20 protein-coding genes are annotated in these 18,746 nt (G+C 34.6%); 3 read left to right on the forward strand and 17 right to left on the reverse strand.

The window, feature by feature from the left end; genetic code table 11:
• Positions 1-46: 46 nt before the first annotated feature.
• Complete coding sequence (gene hfq, locus BCER98_RS12125; RefSeq protein ID WP_012094825.1) at positions 47-271, reverse strand: RNA chaperone Hfq; 225 nt, start codon at positions 269-271, stop codon at positions 47-49.
• 25 nt (positions 272-296) lie between these two features.
• Positions 297-1,247 (reverse strand): tRNA (adenosine(37)-N6)-dimethylallyltransferase MiaA, encoded by a 951-nt coding sequence (gene miaA / locus BCER98_RS12130; protein ID WP_012094826.1) that lies wholly within the window; start codon positions 1,245-1,247, stop codon positions 297-299.
• A 182-nt stretch (positions 1,248-1,429) separates the two neighbouring features.
• Between miaA and BCER98_RS12135 the strand changes: the two genes are divergently transcribed.
• The gene (locus BCER98_RS12135) at positions 1,430-1,672 is read left to right on the forward strand and encodes a hypothetical protein (RefSeq protein ID WP_012094827.1); all 243 of its coding nucleotides are present in this window, start codon (positions 1,430-1,432) and stop codon (positions 1,670-1,672) included.
• Positions 1,673-1,721: 49 nt separating this feature from the next.
• Here BCER98_RS12135 and BCER98_RS12140 read toward each other — a convergent pair whose 3' ends face one another.
• The 8 genes from BCER98_RS12140 to BCER98_RS12175 all read right to left on the reverse strand — a co-directional run bounded on the left by BCER98_RS12140 (position 1,722) and on the right by BCER98_RS12175 (position 9,670).
• Positions 1,722-2,615 (reverse strand): 3D domain-containing protein, encoded by an 894-nt coding sequence (locus BCER98_RS12140; RefSeq protein ID WP_012094828.1) that lies wholly within the window; start codon positions 2,613-2,615, stop codon positions 1,722-1,724.
• A gap of 310 nt (positions 2,616-2,925) precedes the next feature.
• The gene (locus tag BCER98_RS12145) at positions 2,926-4,782 is read right to left on the reverse strand and encodes a PTS fructose transporter subunit IIABC (protein WP_012094829.1); all 1,857 of its coding nucleotides are present in this window, start codon (positions 4,780-4,782) and stop codon (positions 2,926-2,928) included.
• A 12-nt stretch (positions 4,783-4,794) separates the two neighbouring features.
• A complete protein-coding gene (gene pfkB / locus BCER98_RS12150) occupies positions 4,795-5,706 on the reverse strand; it encodes a 1-phosphofructokinase (protein ID WP_012094830.1) in 912 nt (303 codons plus the stop codon).
• Entirely contained in the window at positions 5,703-6,452 is a 750-nt protein-coding gene (locus BCER98_RS12155; protein WP_012094831.1) for a DeoR/GlpR family DNA-binding transcription regulator, read from the reverse strand. The genes pfkB and BCER98_RS12155 overlap by 4 nt, the downstream gene beginning before the upstream one ends.
• Before the next feature lie 316 nt (positions 6,453-6,768).
• The gene (locus tag BCER98_RS12160; protein ID WP_012094832.1) at positions 6,769-7,308 is read right to left on the reverse strand and encodes a DUF420 domain-containing protein; all 540 of its coding nucleotides are present in this window, start codon (positions 7,306-7,308) and stop codon (positions 6,769-6,771) included.
• 318 nt (positions 7,309-7,626) lie between these two features.
• On the reverse strand, positions 7,627-7,944 hold the full coding sequence (locus BCER98_RS12165) for a hypothetical protein (protein ID WP_081428391.1): 318 nt from the start codon (positions 7,942-7,944) through the stop codon (positions 7,627-7,629).
• 69 nt (positions 7,945-8,013) lie between these two features.
• Entirely contained in the window at positions 8,014-8,817 is an 804-nt protein-coding gene (locus BCER98_RS23165; protein WP_235436416.1) for a DUF7852 domain-containing protein, read from the reverse strand.
• A gap of 133 nt (positions 8,818-8,950) precedes the next feature.
• Complete coding sequence (locus BCER98_RS12175; protein ID WP_012094836.1) at positions 8,951-9,670, reverse strand: CsxC family protein; 720 nt, start codon at positions 9,668-9,670, stop codon at positions 8,951-8,953.
• 729 nt (positions 9,671-10,399) lie between these two features.
• On the opposite strand from BCER98_RS12175, the gene BCER98_RS12180 reads away from it, so the two are divergent.
• Together BCER98_RS12180 and BCER98_RS12185 are read left to right on the forward strand one after the other, a co-directional pair.
• A complete protein-coding gene (locus BCER98_RS12180; protein ID WP_012094837.1) occupies positions 10,400-11,209 on the forward strand; it encodes a formate/nitrite transporter family protein in 810 nt (269 codons plus the stop codon).
• A gap of 253 nt (positions 11,210-11,462) precedes the next feature.
• Complete coding sequence (locus BCER98_RS12185) at positions 11,463-11,735, forward strand: HU family DNA-binding protein (RefSeq protein ID WP_012094838.1); 273 nt, start codon at positions 11,463-11,465, stop codon at positions 11,733-11,735.
• A 41-nt stretch (positions 11,736-11,776) separates the two neighbouring features.
• Here the strand turns inward: BCER98_RS12185 and BCER98_RS12190 are convergent, their stop codons facing one another.
• From BCER98_RS12190 to BCER98_RS12220, 7 genes are all read right to left on the reverse strand, one after another.
• Positions 11,777-12,082, reverse strand: a complete 306-nt coding sequence (locus tag BCER98_RS12190; protein ID WP_012094839.1) for a metal-sensing transcriptional repressor — start codon at positions 12,080-12,082, stop codon at positions 11,777-11,779.
• A 605-nt stretch (positions 12,083-12,687) separates the two neighbouring features.
• Positions 12,688-13,509 carry an alpha/beta hydrolase gene (locus BCER98_RS12195; protein WP_012094840.1) on the reverse strand — a complete coding sequence of 274 codons (822 nt, stop codon included), beginning with the start codon at positions 13,507-13,509 and terminating at the stop codon, positions 12,688-12,690.
• Positions 13,510-13,537: 28 nt separating this feature from the next.
• Positions 13,538-14,353: an ABC transporter ATP-binding protein gene (locus BCER98_RS12200; protein WP_012094841.1), complete on the reverse strand. Its 816-nt coding sequence runs from the start codon at positions 14,351-14,353 to the stop codon at positions 13,538-13,540.
• Positions 14,354-14,368: 15 nt separating this feature from the next.
• A complete protein-coding gene (locus tag BCER98_RS12205; RefSeq protein ID WP_370684834.1) occupies positions 14,369-15,361 on the reverse strand; it encodes a FecCD family ABC transporter permease in 993 nt (330 codons plus the stop codon).
• A 22-nt stretch (positions 15,362-15,383) separates the two neighbouring features.
• On the reverse strand, positions 15,384-16,391 hold the full coding sequence (locus tag BCER98_RS12210) for a FecCD family ABC transporter permease (protein WP_012094843.1): 1,008 nt from the start codon (positions 16,389-16,391) through the stop codon (positions 15,384-15,386).
• A 27-nt stretch (positions 16,392-16,418) separates the two neighbouring features.
• Positions 16,419-17,387, reverse strand: coding sequence for an iron-hydroxamate ABC transporter substrate-binding protein (locus BCER98_RS12215; RefSeq protein WP_012094844.1), 969 nt, complete (start codon positions 17,385-17,387; stop codon positions 16,419-16,421).
• A 276-nt stretch (positions 17,388-17,663) separates the two neighbouring features.
• Complete coding sequence (locus BCER98_RS12220; protein ID WP_012094845.1) at positions 17,664-18,722, reverse strand: lactonase family protein; 1,059 nt, start codon at positions 18,720-18,722, stop codon at positions 17,664-17,666.
• Positions 18,723-18,746: the final 24 nt, after the last annotated feature.

Raw genomic sequence — 18,746 nt, forward strand, 5'->3', positions numbered from 1 at the left:
AAAAAGAGCGAGATTCTCGCTCTTTTTTGTTATGTACATTTATTTGCTATTCTAATTCAATTGCAACATTCTTTTGAGGCATAAATGTAGAAATAGCGTGTTTATAAATAAGCTGTTGCTTACCTTCTGTTTCCAATAAAACTGTAAAGTTATCAAACCCTTTAATTAATCCACGAAGCTGGAAACCATTTAATAAGTACAGCGTCACAAACGTATTTTCTTTACGTAGTTGATTTAAAAATTGATCTTGAATATTGATTGATTGCTTCATGTCGAATCCTCCTCTTTTTCTCTACTCAATTATTATTCGACTTTAGTTGGAGCTTTCCTTCTATATATCGCAAAATTTCTGCTGTTTTTTCACCATCTGTAACATCAAACCATGCTACATCCATTTTATTACGAAACCAAGTTAATTGACGTTTCGCATATCGACGTGAATTTGTTTTCAATTGCGATATCGCCTCTTCTAACGAGGTAGCTCCTGCAAAATAACGATATAACTCTTTATAACCAATTGCTTGAATAGATTGACAATCTCGTACACCATTTTGATATAAGCGTTTCACTTCTTGCTCTAACCCTTGTTCCATCATAAGATCAACACGTAAGTTGATGCGATCATATAGCATTGTACGATCCATTGTCAAGCCAATTAAGACAACATCATATAATAATTCATTTTTTTGTTTTTCAAGTTGCTCACTCATTTTTTTCCCGGTTGTCTGGAAAATTTCTAGCGCTCGAATCACACGCCTTACATTGTTAGCATGAATACGCTTTGCACTTTCTGGATCTACTTCTTCTAATTTTTTATGTACAAATTCTACCCCTTGTTCTTCAGCTAATTTTTCCATTCGTTCTCTATATGCAGTATCTCCTGCTTCATCTGTAAATTGATAATCATATAGAACAGATTGGATATAAAGACCCGTTCCACCAACAATAATCGGCAATTTCCCACGTTTTGTAATTTCTCGAATATGTCCGCGAACAAGCTCTTGAAATTCCGCTACAGAAAACGAATCTTCTGGATCCTTAATATCAATCATATAATGCGGAATCCCTTCCATTTCATCAGCTGTTACTTTAGCAGTCCCAATATCCATCGTACGATAAATTTGCATAGAGTCTCCACTAACAATTTCACCATTCAACGCTTTTGCAAGTTCAATGCTAAGCTTCGTCTTTCCTACAGCTGTCGGACCGATGATGACAACAACTTTCTCACGTTGCTTTTCTTCCATATATTTCAACTCTCTTTATGTAATGTACTCCGTCATTATATCCAATCTTACCAATATTAACTGTTAAAATGCAAGTTCTTTCAATTCGGTAAATGAAATTATATTAATAAAACTCTTACAATAGACATAATTTCTTCACTTCTTCATATATATGATAAAAAAATATGATCGGAGGGGATAGCATGAATGTAAGACAAGCCCCTATTGATTTTTCAAAATTAACAAACGAACTTATTCTTGCTATATCAACAAAAGAAAAAGATTGTACCAAGGAAGAATTATATTTTGCGTTAAACTGTCTGCTTCGTTCCTTTCATACAGTAATTGATAAAGATTCATTATCATCCAATTCACTACAATATATACAGAATCAATTTTGTAGCATGTATAAAATTATTACTGGTCGAACTATATATCCCTTTTAACATACAAAAAACCTGTCAGGAAATTCCTAACAGGTTTTTTCATGATATACTATTTTATAATTTTCACTTTCACATGCTTACGTCCCCATTGGTTAGCAGTTCCATCAGAGCCAACTAACACATCAATACGGTTACCTTTAATTGCACCGCCAGTATCACCAGCAATCGCTTCTCCATACCCTTCTACCCACACTTTTGATCCTAACGGAATCACATTCGGATCAACAGCAATCACTTTCATATTCGGATTGGCTGTTAAATCATGACCCATTGCTGTTAATACTCGACCGCCATATGTACCATTTTCACTTGGATGAGCTGTATATGCTGTAGCTTCAACCGTTAGTTCACGTCCACCTGAAGGTTCACTTGTAGTTTTCGGTTTTGATTGCACTACCTGTGTCTGCTTTTTTTCTTGTACTACCGGTTTTGATTGTACGACTTGCGCCTTTGTTTGCACTTGTTTTACTGGTGCTTTTTCCTTTACAGGTGTTACAACTTTTACAGGCGCTTTTTCTGTTAAGAAAGAAGCATAAACATAAGCTGTTTTTCCATTATAATGAAATTGTAGCCAACCATTTTGTATTTGATTCGTTGTTTCAATCAAATCATCTTTCTTTAGCGTACCGAGAATTTCTGAACTCGCACTCATTCCTGCACGTACGTTCAATGCATTTGCAGTTACATAATACATATTTTTCGTAAACGCTGCGCTTACGAATACATCCTTACCATTCCATTTAATTTGTGACCATCCATTTTCTGTATTTACAACATGTAGTTCATGACCTTTTAACACTTTTCCTACAACTGTTGATTCCACAGTTGGTTCTTCTCGTACATTGAGTACATCTGTTGTTACAACTGTTTCCGCTTTAGCCGAAGAATCATAAATTCCAAAACCAAAAAACGCCGCTATTGCTATACCAACTATTTTTTTCATGAATAGCCTCCATTCGCTTTGTTTTTGTGTCCTCATTATAACAACAGATTTTTTTTAATGAAGAAAATCACACAATTACAAACGATTCGTAACAAATTATTAATAGTCTGTAATATACATTTGAATATAAAAAATTACCTTTCTACCTTGATTCACATCACTTTTAATAGATTTCTATTCTATTTCTATACATATTTTTTTACATGAAACAAAATAATATTACCTTTTTATTACAAATTAAAAAGGTAATATTACATATACCGTTATAAAAAAGAACGGCTACCTACTAGATAGCCGTTCTTTACATTTTTTATTGTATTTTCTTTTTCCATATTCCCATCATAAGAGCAGAAATCATAGATCCAATTGCAATAGACAGAATATATAACAGGGGCTTATTCACTAACATAATAACAAATAAGCCACCATGAGGAGCGGGCAATGTAATATGAAATAACATCGATAATGCACCAGCCATACTTGAACCAACTACACAACTTACAATAACACGAATTGGATCTGCAGCTGCAAACGGAATTGCACCTTCCGTAATAAACGATGCTCCCATAATGTAATTAGTAAGCCCTGATTTACGCTCTGCCTCTGTATATTTTGCTTTAAAAATTGTTGTCGCAAGTGCAATTGCAAGCGGAGGAACCATTCCCCCAGCCATAACAGCTGAATGTATCCCAGAGTTCCCAGCTTCAATTGCTGCGATTCCGAATGTAAATGCAGCTTTATTAATTGGACCACCCATATCAATAGCCATCATACCACCTAAAATAAGCCCTAGTAAGATAGCATTTGTTCCACCTAAACTATTTAACCAATTTGTTAAAACTTCATTCAGCGCAACTACAGGTGGGTTTACAACTTTCGTCATCAAAATTCCTGTAATTAATAGTCCAAAGACTGGATATAGTAAAACTGGCTTAATCCCTTCTAACTGAACTGGTAAATTCGCAAATGCCTTTTTCAAACCAAGAACAACATATCCTGCTAAAAAACCCGCAATTAGTCCACCAAGAAAACCAGCATTTGCTTGTGCTGCTAGAAATCCACCGACAATCCCTGGCATAAATCCAGGACGATCAGCAATAGAACTCGCAATAAATCCTGCTAATATTGGAACGAGAAATAGAAACGCACCCGTTTTCCCGCCGCCAATACTCATTAACATCTCTGCTATAGGTCCTTCCGCTTTAATTCCTCCAAAGGAAAACGCTAATGCAATTAATATACCGCCGCCAACTACAAACGGTAACATATTGCTTACGCCATTCATTAAGTGCTTATATATACCAAATCCTTGTTCTTCTTCCGTCTTTTCAGCGTTTCTACTATCTTTTACTCCTTGGAAAACCGGTGCATCTTGTTTAATCGCACGTTGAATGAGTTGTTCTGATTTCCGAATTCCATCTGCAACCGGCACTTGTATTACATATTTTCCAGTGAAACGATTCATTTCCACTTGTTTATCAGCTGCAACAATAATAGCTGTTGCTCGCTCAATATCTTCTTTTGTTAAAGCATTTTTAACACCTGTTGAGCCGTTTGTTTCTACTTTTATCGCAATCCCTAACTCCGCTGCTTTTGCTTTCAAACTATCTGCAGCCATATATGTGTGAGCGATACCAGTCGGACAAGCAGTTACTGCCAATACATATGGTTCATCTTTCTTAAGTTTCACATTCTCAACATGCTCTTCTTTTTCATTCTCTTTCTCATCGAATAAACGAAGAAGTTCCTCTTGACTTGTCGCTTCTAATAGTTGTTTTCGAAATTCTTCATCCATTAATAACGTAGATAAACAGGATAAAGTTTCTAAGTGTGTATTATTCGCCCCTTCACTTGCAGCAATCATAAAAAACAAGTGTGCAGGTTGTCCATCAAGAGATTCATAATTGATACCGCTTACACTTCTTCCAAAACAAATGGCAGGTTCTTTAACTGCTTTTGTTTTCGCATGCGGGATTGCAATCCCTTCTCCAATTCCTGTTGTACTTTGTGCCTCTCGCTTTAAAATGGCTTCTTTAAATTCCGCTTGACTATTTAACCTTCCTGCTTTCTCCAACCGTTCTACTAATTCATCAATGACAGCTTCTTTATCTGAAGCTGTCAAATCCATAATAATGGTATCTTTTTTTAGCAATTCTGTAATTTTCATATACTGTTCCCCCTATCGTTTTGTAACGATTACTTGCGATAATAATGTTTCTACCTTGTCTTTCGTACATAAGTCTGCTGAGAACGCGGTTGCACTTCCTGTTGCAACACCATATTGAAATGCTTTTATTATATCTTTTGTTTGTTCATATATTCCTACAAACCCTGCAACAAGAGAGTCTCCTGCTCCAACGGAATTCACAACTTGTCCTTTCGGTACAGTTGCCTCATACACACCATCATTTGTAAACAATAATGCGCCCTCTCCTGCCATAGAAACAATAACATTTTGTACACCTTGTGCAATTAATTTCTTTCCATACGGAAGGATGTCTTCTACAGTTGAAAGTTCCTTTCCAAACAATTCACCAAGTTCATAATGATTTGGCTTCAATAGAAAAGGGTTATTTTTCATAACATGCTTTAAAGCACTACCACTTGTATCAACAACTACTTGAATACCACGTTCTTCTCCATACATCGCTATTTGTTCATAGAAATTTTTAGGAATAGAGGACGGAATGCTTCCAGCCAATACAACAAAATCCCCCGCTCGCATCTTTTCAAACTTCTTCATAAGCTGCTGAAACTGCTCTTCTGTAATTATTGGACCTTGGCCATTTAATTCCGTTTCTTCTTTTCCTTTTATTTTCACATTGATTCTTGAATCTCCATCTACTTGAACAAAATCAGTATTAATATCTTCACTTTTCAATACACTTTTAATGAATTCTCCTGTAAATCCTCCTGTAAAACCAAGAGCAATATTTTGAACACCAAGACGATGGAGTACGCGTGATACATTAATTCCTTTTCCTCCGGGGAATTTCATATCTTTTTCCGCTCTGTTCACAGTTCCTAACATAAAGGGCTCTACTTGAACAACATAATCAATAGATGGATTTAATGTCACTGTATAGATCATGATTTATCAACCTCAATCACATTCGTTTTTTTCCTATATTCTTCTATCTCTTCTAGTGCGTTAGTAATCATTTTCGCATCTTCAATATTAGCAATCTTAGCAAACGCAACTTCGGAAAACTTACTTTCATCAACTAAAAAATATCCTTCATTCGCTAATGTTAATGCCATTTTTTTTAGTAGTGCTTCCTCTGGATCTGGCGTTGTATATCCAAGTTGTTCATGCACACCATTTGCTCCTAAGAAACATTTATCAAATCGATATTTCTGCATACTTTCTTGTGCCATTGCACCAATTAAAGCTTTTGTTTGACTTTTCATCATTCCACCAAGCAAATATGCACGAATATGATTTTCAACTAAAGCCTCTATATGCATCAATCCATTTGTGACAACTGTCACATCCTTATTTATTAAATATGGAATCATTTCAAACGTTGTACTCCCTGCATCTAAATAAATACAATCACCCTTTTCAACTAAAGAAGCTGCCAAACTAGCAATCGCTCGTTTTTCTTGAATGTTTTTGGTTGATTTTTCAACCATTGTAGGCTCTTGACCTTTTCCCGATAACACGGAAGCTCCACCATGCACTCTTTTTAATAAGCGTTGTTTTTCTAGCTGTGCTAAATCACGACGAATAGTTGATTCCGAACTTTTTGTCCTTTCTACTAACTCCTGCAATTTCACAACATTATATTCCTTCACAAGCTTTAAAATAAGCTGATGACGTTCAGGCGTTAACATATCATTCACCTCTTCTTTGATTACAGTATAATAAAAACCCTCACACAAATCAACCAAAAACATTCAAACTCATCCAAAAACAACCTTCTCGGAATACATCAAGAAGGTCACTATATGTTTCTATCTTCCTCCATATACGAGAAGAACCGTTTCCTTAAATAATGGAATTTCATTTCTCAATTCATCTAATTGCCCCCTTGACCAATATAAGCTGCATTAGATTACGAAATTTTTGCATACCGTTTTTTCTTGTTATTCAGAAATATTCACTGTCCATAAAAAAAATCTCAGCCTTTTTAATAGCTGAGATTTTTGATTAATAATAAGGTGAAATCATTAAGTACACAATAACACCAGAAAGACTTACATATAACCAGATTGGCATCGTCCAACGCACAATTTTACGATGGCGTGTTAACTGGTTTGTAAAACCGAACACAAGTGAGAATAAAGCGAGCGGTACGATAATGGCCGCGAGAAAAATATGTGTAATTAAAATAAAGAAATATACATATTTAATGACACCTTCTCCTCCAAAATGTGTTGCTGGTGCTAAGTAATGATACGTTAAATACGATACACAAAATAACAAAGTTGTCGTAAATGCCGCAAGTATAAAACCGCGATGCATTTTTACATTTTTCTTAATAATGGAGAATAATCCCGCCAATAAGAAAACAAATGTAAAGCTGTTAAAAATCGCATTTAACATCGGTAAGATCGTTACATCAAAATGTACTTCTCCCTTATAACCTACAGGTCCAAAAAATAAAAATAAAATAATCGCATTAACAATTATAGAAAGCGTTATCACAATGGAAGCATAGCTTTTCTGATTTGTTGAATGACCCGCCAATTTGTTCACTCCCTCTTCTTTTCCATATGTATCATGAACTTCACTATTTTAACATATTATGCATAGTGAAAATGTGACAATACTTTGACACAAACAAGTTCAAAAAAGAAAAAATCCTCCTTAATTCTCTTTCTTAAGAAGGATTGTATCGCTTATGAGTTGAAATAGCAATGCGATTAGTTTTTCTTAAAAAACATATCGCTATACGCTTGAAAAATTTCAGACACTTGATATCCCATTAATAAAATGGCTGTTGCTGAAAAGAAACCGATCATAAGAAATCGAAACCACATGTAAATCTCCTCCTTATATTTAAGCTTATAAAGCATGCGCTATATGACAAGGGGGATCATCACAGTCTTCTTCTTCGCTTTCCTTTTTCTTTACAACCGCTGTGATAAAGCGAATCATAAAGAATAGGATAAACGGCAATTCCTGATTATACATATGGATATTTTTGAAAATCGGCTCCTGCTGTAAATCCGACAGGGATGAGAAAGAATAGAACATACGATGCTCTTCCATATATAAAAGAACCATCTTCATACAAAACAATATTCCCAGAAAGGAAATAACATCTTGCCAATCTGTCGTATATAACATGTTATAGAGCTCTAATACGTACTCTTCCATCATCACCCCTCCTTCTTTTCAACTATTTTCCTTATATCTACATAAAAAGTCAAGAAAATTGCTTCATATCTACTATGAAAATATTGTTTTTATATCCTCCAACTGTACTTCTTGTTTTTGCAACAATTGCACTCTTAGCTCTACAAACATCTTTTGTTTCATTTGATACCTTTGAGCATATTTTGAATGCATTTTATAATCAATCTGTTGCAACACATATCCTTCAATCCAAAGCTTACCTGCTTTCATTTTATTTACATATTTGTGTGCCCTAAGTTTTTCTTTTGGAATAAATCCACTGCTCGTTACAACAATATTCTTTGAGATTCCTCTTATTTCTACCTTCCCAGGAAATATTACCATTTCTTCTAAAGCTAATTCTATTTTATAATCTCCTAACAGAACAGGCAGCCTTGTTGCGAGAAAAGAAAGATTTTTTTCTTCATTTTCTTTTGGTGGGACAATTTGATGTAGAGAAGTTAAAGACGATTGTTGCATCTTTCCTGTATTTATATTGTTTGTAGTAAAATCATTGCCAACTTCTATAAGAGATCGGTCTTCTACAATTTTTGTAGATTTCAAATAGCAATGCGGCTGTTCATTATATTGTTGGATCGTCATTACTAATCGTGAATCTCTTTCATTGGATATTTGATTTTTATATACAAACATTTCTTCATTAACCACATTTATAATGGGAGGCATAAGAAAATCTTTTATATCCCTCATAATCGAAAAAGGAGTTTTAACAAATTTAGAGTATCTCTCACAACCTGGATACATCTCTTTATCTGCAAATTGAATAACTTTATATACAGCATTTTGCTTAGAAATGATGTTACTCATCTCTTCATAATTCATCCATGGTTTATTCATCATGTATCACTTCCTAACTGATGAATGAAATCGCCTCTTTATAATTATGTATATATTTATTGTCAACGTTATATATGCCCTCTCTGCAAAAAAGGACATTCTCTTTTCACAAAAAAGAGGATGTCCTTTTTCATTATAACCCTGTTACTTGTACTTGCTGTGTTTGTAATACTTTCACAGTAAGGTCTAAAACGATTTTTTCTCGAAGCTCTGTGAACACCTCATTCAAATTAGTTGGGCGAGGTGAATAATCCAGTTCAAAGAAAGCCGCACTAATTAATTCACAATATGGTTGTTCATTATAAAAAACAGTATTTTCAAAGTAGTATTTGTCCAATCGCGACAAATCTCCATCATGAGGGTTGATAAAGCGAGAAGTAGCTTCAGACGAAGATGCGATAATAGGCCGTGTCAAAAAATCTGCTTCTGTTAAATCAGCAAAACCAGCAAACGGAATGTGTGCGATTCTATCAAGTAATGCCGCATTACAATCACCAGAAGCATATTCAATATTTTTTCGAATGTAACCTTCTACAAATAGTTTCGCTCTTGTCACTTGACGAAAATTAGTACCAGAAATAGGAGTAAACGCTACTGGTACTAATTTACATTGTGTTAAAAATGCATTTTTTAACACACGCTTAATCTCCGATGCTGCTGGCTCTAATGGAACATTCGCTTCAACGACAATTTGAAGTGTTCTTTCCGCTAATACAACTGGAACTTTTACAATCGGTGTTCCTGGAGTAAGGATAGGCGTTGCACCGACATCTGACAGTGGAACTCTATTTTGCCCTGTCACTTCGCAAGGTACTTCAATTGGACATGGATCTTCATTTTGAAAATTACTCATACTGATTCTCTCCTTTGTATCTGTTTAACCATAAGACTGGCTATACTACCAATATATGTATTTTTTCTAGTCATGCATGGGTTAATAGCATGGTCACTTTTATCAAATTCGTTAGTAGAATAGTTTCATGAGCCATATCCTTACTCTCTATTTTCTTCAATTGGGGTGCCAAAAATAACTATGCATGTTCTCATACTTATCGAACATACTTTCATACACTTCATAATCTAAAATAATGTTAGTTACGACTTTAAAAACTTTTCTCTATTTATATTCATAACCTACTTTCTTTATATCTCAGCATTTGAAAGTTTGCTAAAACATATTGTCTTGTTATAAGTAAAACTCAGTTTAGTAGATGTTATCCGATATGTTAAGGTAGACTCATAATCGGTGGGGATGAAGCCCCACCGATTAAACATTCACTTGTATGATTTTATAGAAAATTGCGTAAAACAGGATTCTCTCCTCCTTTTTACTATTCTAATACAATTGACAAATTTATACATATTTTATAACATATTGAATGACGTCTTTCTTATTCAACAATTGGTTCTATACTACAACACATAATCATTATGAATAAATACATTATTCATCTCGCTAACTTATAGCATAGATACAAATTTTATATAGAATAATTGAGAAGACATCATTGTTATTTACAATCTTTTTTCATATTTTCTAATGATTCATAATGATGATGCGAAACAACGGAGGGGATTTCTTATGTCTGTTTATGCACCTCATGAAATTGCCAATTTGGCAGCTGATTTAGGTAAGAAGAAAGCATTACTGCCTCTACTTCCGATGCTTATTCTCGGTTTTTTTGGCGGCGCTTTCATAGCGTTAGGGTATTTGCTTGATATTCGTGTGATTGGGACAATGCCAAAAGCGTTAGGATCATTTTCTACTTTTCTAGGGGCAGCTGTTTTCCCGATTGGTCTTATTCTTGTTATTCTTGCTGGTGGCGAATTAGTGACAGGTAATATGATGACAATATCGATGGCTTGGTTTCAAAAGCGTATTACTTTTTTCAACGTTGTAAAGAACTTATGTATTATTACAATCTGTAACTTTATTGGCGCTGTTTTTGTTGCTTATTTCTTTGGACATATCGTTGGACTAACTGAAGGACAATTTTTAGCAAAAACGGTATCTATCGCACAATCAAAACTTCATGATACAGCTATACAAGCATTTTTTTCTGCTATTGGATGTAATTGGCTCGTTTGTTTAGCTGTTTGGCTCAGCATGGGAAGTAAAGAGTTTAGTGGGAAAATGATTGGCATTTGGTTTCCTGTTATGACTTTTGTCGCAATAGGCTTTCAGCACGTTGTTGCAAATATGTTTGTCATTCCAGCTGCTATCTTCGCGGGTCATGTCACTTGGGCAGACTATTTTCCAAATTTTATTGTTGTCTTTTTTGGAAATTTAGTAGGAGGGATGCTGTTTGTAGCTCTTCCTTATTTCCTAGCTTATAAACAGCAATCGAAAATAACAACGGCATCTACTGAAAAAAAATCGGTATCTGTTTAAATGCACTGATTTATGCTTTATAAACAGCAACTTTACATTATGAACATAAACTATCGTATGGTAAATCGTATATCATCCTTATAAAATATTGGTTCAAATGGTATAATTCTCTTTATGAATGGGGAAAATAGTGTTGTTTTCGATACAAACAATGTATTTTTTGTGAATCTATCAGCGTACACTTGTTCTCCACACTTTTATGCGTTATAATAACAACTCAAATACAAATAGTATTACATATGAGGTGAAAAAAATGAATAAAACAGAATTAATTAAAAGCGTAGCACAAAAAGCAGAAATCTCTCAAAAAGAGGCTACTGTTGTTGTACAATCTGTAGTAGAATCTATTACAAATACTTTAGCTGCTGGCGAAAAAGTACAACTTATCGGCTTTGGTACATTCGAAGTACGTGAAAGAGCTGCTCGCACAGGTCGTAATCCACAAACAGGTGAAGAAATGCAAATTGCAGCTTCTAAAGTACCTGCATTTAAAGCCGGCAAAGAATTAAAAGAAGCCGTAAAATAATCAGTAAAAAAGCGAGCTAGTTCTTTACTAGCTCGCTTTTTTTACGCTTTCGAAAACCTTTCAAAGACTCTCATTAGCTCTTCTATTGCCTCATCCCCATTACCATCTTGAATAGCATGAGAAACACAATGATGCGTATGATTTTTGAGAATACTCATTCCGACTTTCTTCATCGCTGCATTAATGGCAGAAATTTGTACTAAAATATCCACACAATATCGATCATTTTCAATCATATTTTGAATACCTCGAACTTGTCCTTCAATTCTCTTTAATCGATTTATAATTTGTTCTTTTTCTTTATCCGATCTATGCGTAGTAGCTGCTTTCTGTTCATTATGGCTCATTTTATCACCTTCTTAAAGTTTCAATTGTATTAACAAATAGATATTCATTCATAAAATTATTTTCCAATTCATCTATAGTATAATATCATCTACTCGGAGTATAACATTTATAGCATAAAATATACATACAGATATACTCTACATAAACATCTTCAATTAAGTACTTTATTCATACCATTAAACCTTAATAAGACTCTTCATACAAGTTTCCTTCTACTCTATACATCCATGTTTTCAAAAATAGTTTTATTATTCCTATTGATGGGGGACAAGAACTTATTATACTTATAAAAAGAATCATTGAATTCCTTCACTTACTATTCCATAAAAGCCTTCACCAATTCAACTTTTACGGAAAATCCTACCCACTTCTATTTCGTTTCTTTGTTTACGATGGGAATATAGCTTCCCACAAATAGTGGAAAAAACGTGAACGATGATTTTTCTTCAAAAAGAAAAAACGCTTCATCTTCCCCTTACTTCTTTTAAAGGTGGAAGATAAAACGATTCAAATAAGAAAACCGACTCGCTCGCTTTAAAGTTTCTAGTTAATAGATTGGCATGATTATATAAATCACACATCTCTTAGTTGTTTAAAGGAATAACTAAAGGATATTACTTACAAAGCGCAATCCTTTACTTAAAACCGTTGGGACTACTGATGCATGATTCTCTCCTTCCGCTTCATAAAAAGCAAATTGAAACTTATGATTCTCCAGTTTGGATAAACGTTCTGATAATGCATTTGCATCTTGAAGCATATGGCCTCTTTCTGCTCCGCCAACTGTAAGGAAAACTCGAACCTCATCATTCATTTGGCTCCATTTGTCTATAAATTTCAATTGATTTTCAAGAACCAATTGATTGTTCCACCAAATGGAGGGGCTGCAGATGAAATAATTTTGGAACGCACTGACTTTTGTAAACAATATATGCAATGCAAATAATCCACCAAATGAATGTCCAAATATTGTCTGTTTTTTTGGATTAATAGTAAAGTTTTTCTCAATTTGTGGTTTCAATTCCTCTTGAATAAATGCTAAGAACTTATTTGCTCCTCCCGACTTTGGCCACGGTTTTCCATCAGGCTTCGGCGGTGCATCTACTGAGAGCGGATAAGGAGTAAAATCGTAACATCTTTCTGCACCCGCAAACACTCCTTCAATTGGATAGCCGATCCCAACAATAATAGAAGCAGGAACTCCTGTTTTTTCAGCTCTTCCTGACTGAACCTTCATCGCCTCTTGAAACGTTTGAAAGTATGCATTCCCATCTAATACATAAATGACAGGATATCCACTGTCTGGAGCTGGCTGCTTAGGCTTTGAAATATAAATTCGATATTTACGCTTCCCAATATCTGAATACATCTCCCATTGCTCTGCTCCAGAAACGATAACAGTTTCTCTTTCTATGTATGTATTCATATAATGATCGCCTCTCTTTTTTCTTTTCTTAGCTTGTTGCATACAAGTCTGTATCTTCGTTCGTAACACTATCATACCCAAAACATACAGGGGCACCATTGTAAGGATCTATCATAACGCGTGCATTAATATGAAACACACTTCTTAATACTTCATTTGTAATGATTTCTACAGGACTTCCAGTCATCATGATCTTCCCATCTTTCATCGCAATAATCTCATCTGAAAACCGCGCCGCATGATTAATATCATGTAACACCATTACAACCGTACAATGATGTTCTTTATTTAATCGTTCCACAATTTGTAACACTTCTAATTGATGGGACATATCAAGATAGGTTGTTGGTTCATCTAACAAAAGAACCTCTGTCTCCTGTGCTAACGCCATCGCCAACCATACTTTTTGTCTCTGACCGCCCGATAAATTTGCAATTTGACGATTGCGAAATGCTGCTGTTTTTGTAATCTCTAAAGCCCATTCAATCACTTCTGTATCCTCAGCTGATCGTTTATTCACATTCTTCCGGTGTGGATAACGACCATAAGAAATCAATTCCTCTACTTTCAGCTCTCCTGGTGCAATCGGATTTTGCGGAAGTAAAGCGAGTTGCTTTGCGATTTCTTTCGTTGGAATCGTATGTAAATCTTGATCTTGCAAATATACTTTACCGTTTTTTTGTTTTACAATACGTCCCATTGTTTTTAATAAAGTAGATTTCCCACATCCATTCGGGCCGATAATGGTTGTCACTTTTCCCTTTTGTATTTCTACATTTAAATCACGAAATACTGTCAATTTCTCATAACTTGTTTCTAGATGTTCTGTACGTAATACTTTCACGATTTCTCCCTCCTCTTACGCTTTCGCTTTGTATAACAAATAGAGAAAATATGGTACACCAATAATGGAAATGACAATTCCAACCGGTAACTCTACAGGTGTAAAAATTGTTTTGGCAATAAAGTCTGAAACAATGACAAGTAACATACCAATTACACCACATGTAGGAATAACATACTTATGTTGAATGCCGACTAAACGTTTTGCGATATGTGGTGCCATTAATCCTACAAATCCAATACTTCCTGCAACAGAAACACAGGCGCTTACCAAGCCGATACTACTTAATAGTAAAATCGATTTTTCTCTTTCTACCGAAACCCCTAAACTCGTGATACTTGTTTCTTCTAATTGAAACAGGTCAAGCAAGTACGCTTTTCTTTTCACAATTGGAATTAAGATAATTAGCCACGGCAACATCGCAACAATATATTGCCAGTTTGAATTATATATACTTCCAGAAACCCAAACAGCAGCCATTTCAAAGTCCGTCGCTTTCATTTTTAACGATATATACATAGAGAAAGCTCCAAATCCTGATCCAATCGCAATTCCTGTTAATAAAAGACGCTGTGAATCTAATCTTCCATTTCGCCAAGAAAACATATAGATTAATATAGCTGCTCCTAAGCCGCCAACTAAACCAAACAATGGCATCATCATAATAGAAACCCAGTCTGTACTCTTTATTTGTCCTTGAAAGAAAAACATAAAAATAACGATTGCCGTTCCTGCTCCAGCATTAACTCCTAAAATACCAGGATCCGCTAATCCATTTCTTGTAATCCCTTGAACCACTGCACCAGCAATTCCAAGACCGAGTCCTACAAATGCGGCAATGATAATTCGCGGTAGCCGAAAATCAAATATAACTAAGTCATGTTCAGGTACAGGATTAATCCGAAATATTGTTCGGAATACATCTATAATGGAAATATCGAAAGTTCCATTCGTTACACTTATATAAATAGCACCCAAAATGAAAGAGATCGTAATCCCCATTGTCATGGCATAACGCTTATTTAAATCTCTAAACATGTTTCTCTCCTCCTCTTGTATGAATTAAATAAAGGAAGAAAGGAATTCCAATTAGAGAGGTAACAACTCCAATTGGTGTTTCAAATGGATAATTTACAAATCTACTTAATACATCGCATAAAGCGAGAAACACACCACCAATTACTCCTGCACAAGGAATAATCCATTTATAATCCACCCCGATTAAAAAACGGGTCATATGTGGAATAATTAATCCTACAAATCCGATTTTTCCAACCAGTGCAACAGCTGTACCTGTCAATAATACAACTGCTATAATTGCAGTTATTTTTACAAGGTTTGTACGTTGTCCTAAATTAATAGAAACCTCTTCTCCTAATGAAAGAATCGTAATAGATTTTGAAATGATGAGTGCTAATATAATCCCAACTATCCCAAAAGGAATTGCCAATTTGATTATATTTGGATCTACTTGATGCAACTTCGCGTTATACCACATACTAATATTTTGAGAAATTTGAAAATACGATGCAATCGCAGCTGAAACACTACTTAAAAAGGTACCTATTACAGTTCCGATAATCGCTAATCGAACTGGTGATAAACCATTTCGCAATAATGAACCAAAGCCGAAAACCATTCCTGCTCCTAGCGCCGAACCAATCATAGAACATAAAATCATTTGAACAGAAGATATTCCTGGTAAAAACACCATACAAATGGTAATGGCAAATGCAGAACCGTCTGTTACCCCCATAATAGAAGGGGATGCAAGATAGTTCCTTGTCATCCCCTGCATAAGTGCTCCTGATATGGCTAAAAATGCTCCTACTAAAAGAGCCGCAACTACTCTTGGTAAACGAGAAGTAATAATAATATTATGGTTTACATTGCTTGAATCGAAATGAAATAATGCATTCCAAGTTGTTTCAAAATCAATATTTTTCGCCCCATAAAAAATAGAAAGCATCATTGTAAATAAAATAAATATGGGTGCGAAACATAAAATTATCATTGGTACTGAATTTATTTTCCGCATATCATTCAACGCACCTTACTTATTGAATTATTTAGATAAATTTTTGACAGCTTCTTTTAAAAACGTTGTTTTACTCCAAGCAGTACCACCTTGCGCCATTGGATCAACAGCATTTATAAATATTTTTTTATCTTTTACAGCATTGATGCTTTGCCAAATTGGATTTTTTTGCAAATCTTCTAATACTTGTGGTTTATCTTTATTCTCGCTCTTTTCAAATTGTAAGAAGATATAATCTGGATTGCTCTGAGCTAATTTTTCTAAAGAGATTGCTTCTTGTGCTTTTACAGACTTGATTTCTTCTGGAACAGTTAATCCTAAATCTTTATAAATAACAGGATTGAAGTATACACTTTCTGGATACAGATATAAGTTACCAGCTCTTAGTCTAATAACAAGAACCTTTTTATCTTTTAATGTATTACCAATTTGTTCTTTCGCTTTTGCGGCATCAGCTTTGTAATCTTTAATAATTTTTTCCGCTTTCTCTTTTTTACCAGATAACTCTCCCATTAATTTTAAGTTTTCTTCCCAATTTGTTGAGATATGTGATACTGGGAATGTTGGAGCGATCTTTGTAAACTTCTCAGCTGTTTCCGGTGGGAATTTTGAACTAGAAGTAATGACATCTGGTTTTAGTTGAAGTAACGTTTCGAAGTTCGGTTGCATTTTCTCCCCAACAGACTTCGCACCTTCTAAATCTTTTGCTAAATACTCAGGTAATTTTCCCCCTACTGTTATTGCACCTACTGGCTTAATACCAAGAACAGCTGCATCTTCCATTGACTCTAAGCTAGATGTTACGATATTTGTCACTTTCGCAGGCACCGTATATTCTTTCCCTAAATATGTAATTTTTCTTTTTTCATCTTTTTTTGTTTCTGTTGCTTTCGATGTTTGCTTTTGTTCTCCTGAACTTTTGTCTGCACTGTTACAAGCAGCAAGGCCAATACTTAATACTGTCACCATTCCTAGTGTAAATAATTTCTTGTTCATTTGAATACTTCTCCTCCCCAATATTAAATATCACAAAAAATTGATATATTTTGCATGTTATATCTTTTTTCTAATAATATATCCTCTACCCTACAATAAACTGCATGCATCCACTTCCTCTATTCTATAATCTCCACTCTAATTAATAATGATAATGATTATCGTTATTAATTATATATTCCATACAAAAATATTTCAAGAATGATTTGAAATATTTTAATAAAACATACAAAAAGAAACCTATTTATCTGAGAAGAAAGACAAATAGGTTTCTTTTTATTCTTTATGCAAAAACTTCACACACACTGGACTAGGCACACTTACATTCGATTGTACAAGTGTTAATTGTCCAGTAGTCTTATTTCGAGAAAATAAAATAAGATTGTTAGATCTTTCATTCACAACAATAATAAAATGTTCTGTCGGATCAAGTGTAAAATCTCGTGGCCAATTTCCTTCCGTTGATATAGCCTCTAAAAATGTCAATTTCCCAGAATCTTGATTGACTCGAAAAATTGCAATACTATTATGCCCGCGGTTTGCTGCGTATATAAACTCTCCATCAGAAGAAATTTGAATCGCACTTCCATAATTACTTCCGCCATACGCTTTAGGCAAAGCTGAAATAGATTGGATTTGTTGAAATCTTCCCCTTTGTTTATCATATGTCAATACGATGACTTCTGAACTCAGTTCAGTCAATACATATGCATAGTTACCATTTGGATGAAACACAAGATGCCTTGGACCACTTCCTGGATGAACAGATAAGCTCTGTATTTCTGTTAACCTTCCCTCTTTTTCTTTATAAGTCATTAACTGATCGGTGCCTAAATCGACTGCTATAACATATGCTTCGTTAGGCGCAAATCCAGCATAATGAACATGTGGTCTTTCTTGCCTTTCTTTATTTGGACCAGAACCACTATGATACGTAATCGATGCTCCTTCTAATATTCCATTTTCTCGATTCACCATATAAAATTGGAGTGTCCCTTTATGATAATTTGCAGCCACCACTCTATTACCCTTTGAATTTATACTTACATGACACGGCGATGGCCCTTTAACCATTTGCCTATTGAGTTCGGTCAGTTGTTTTGTGTTCGTGTCAATCAAAAAGCTAACTACTCCGCCCAATCCATTGTTTTTTGCAACAGAATATAAATATTGATTATCATGACGAATCGCAAAATAAGTCGGATCTTCTATATGTACTACCACTTCTATATCTCTTATTTCCTTTAATTTCACATCTAAAATAAAACGATAAATCCCTTCGCTCTCTCCCTTTGTATACGTACCAATAAACCCTATTAGCTCATCTTGATTCATGGTCCCTATCCCCTTTGTATATGG

It is taken from the genome of Bacillus cytotoxicus NVH 391-98 (assembly GCF_000017425.1).
Taxonomy (GTDB): domain Bacteria; phylum Bacillota; class Bacilli; order Bacillales; family Bacillaceae_G; genus Bacillus_A; species Bacillus_A cytotoxicus.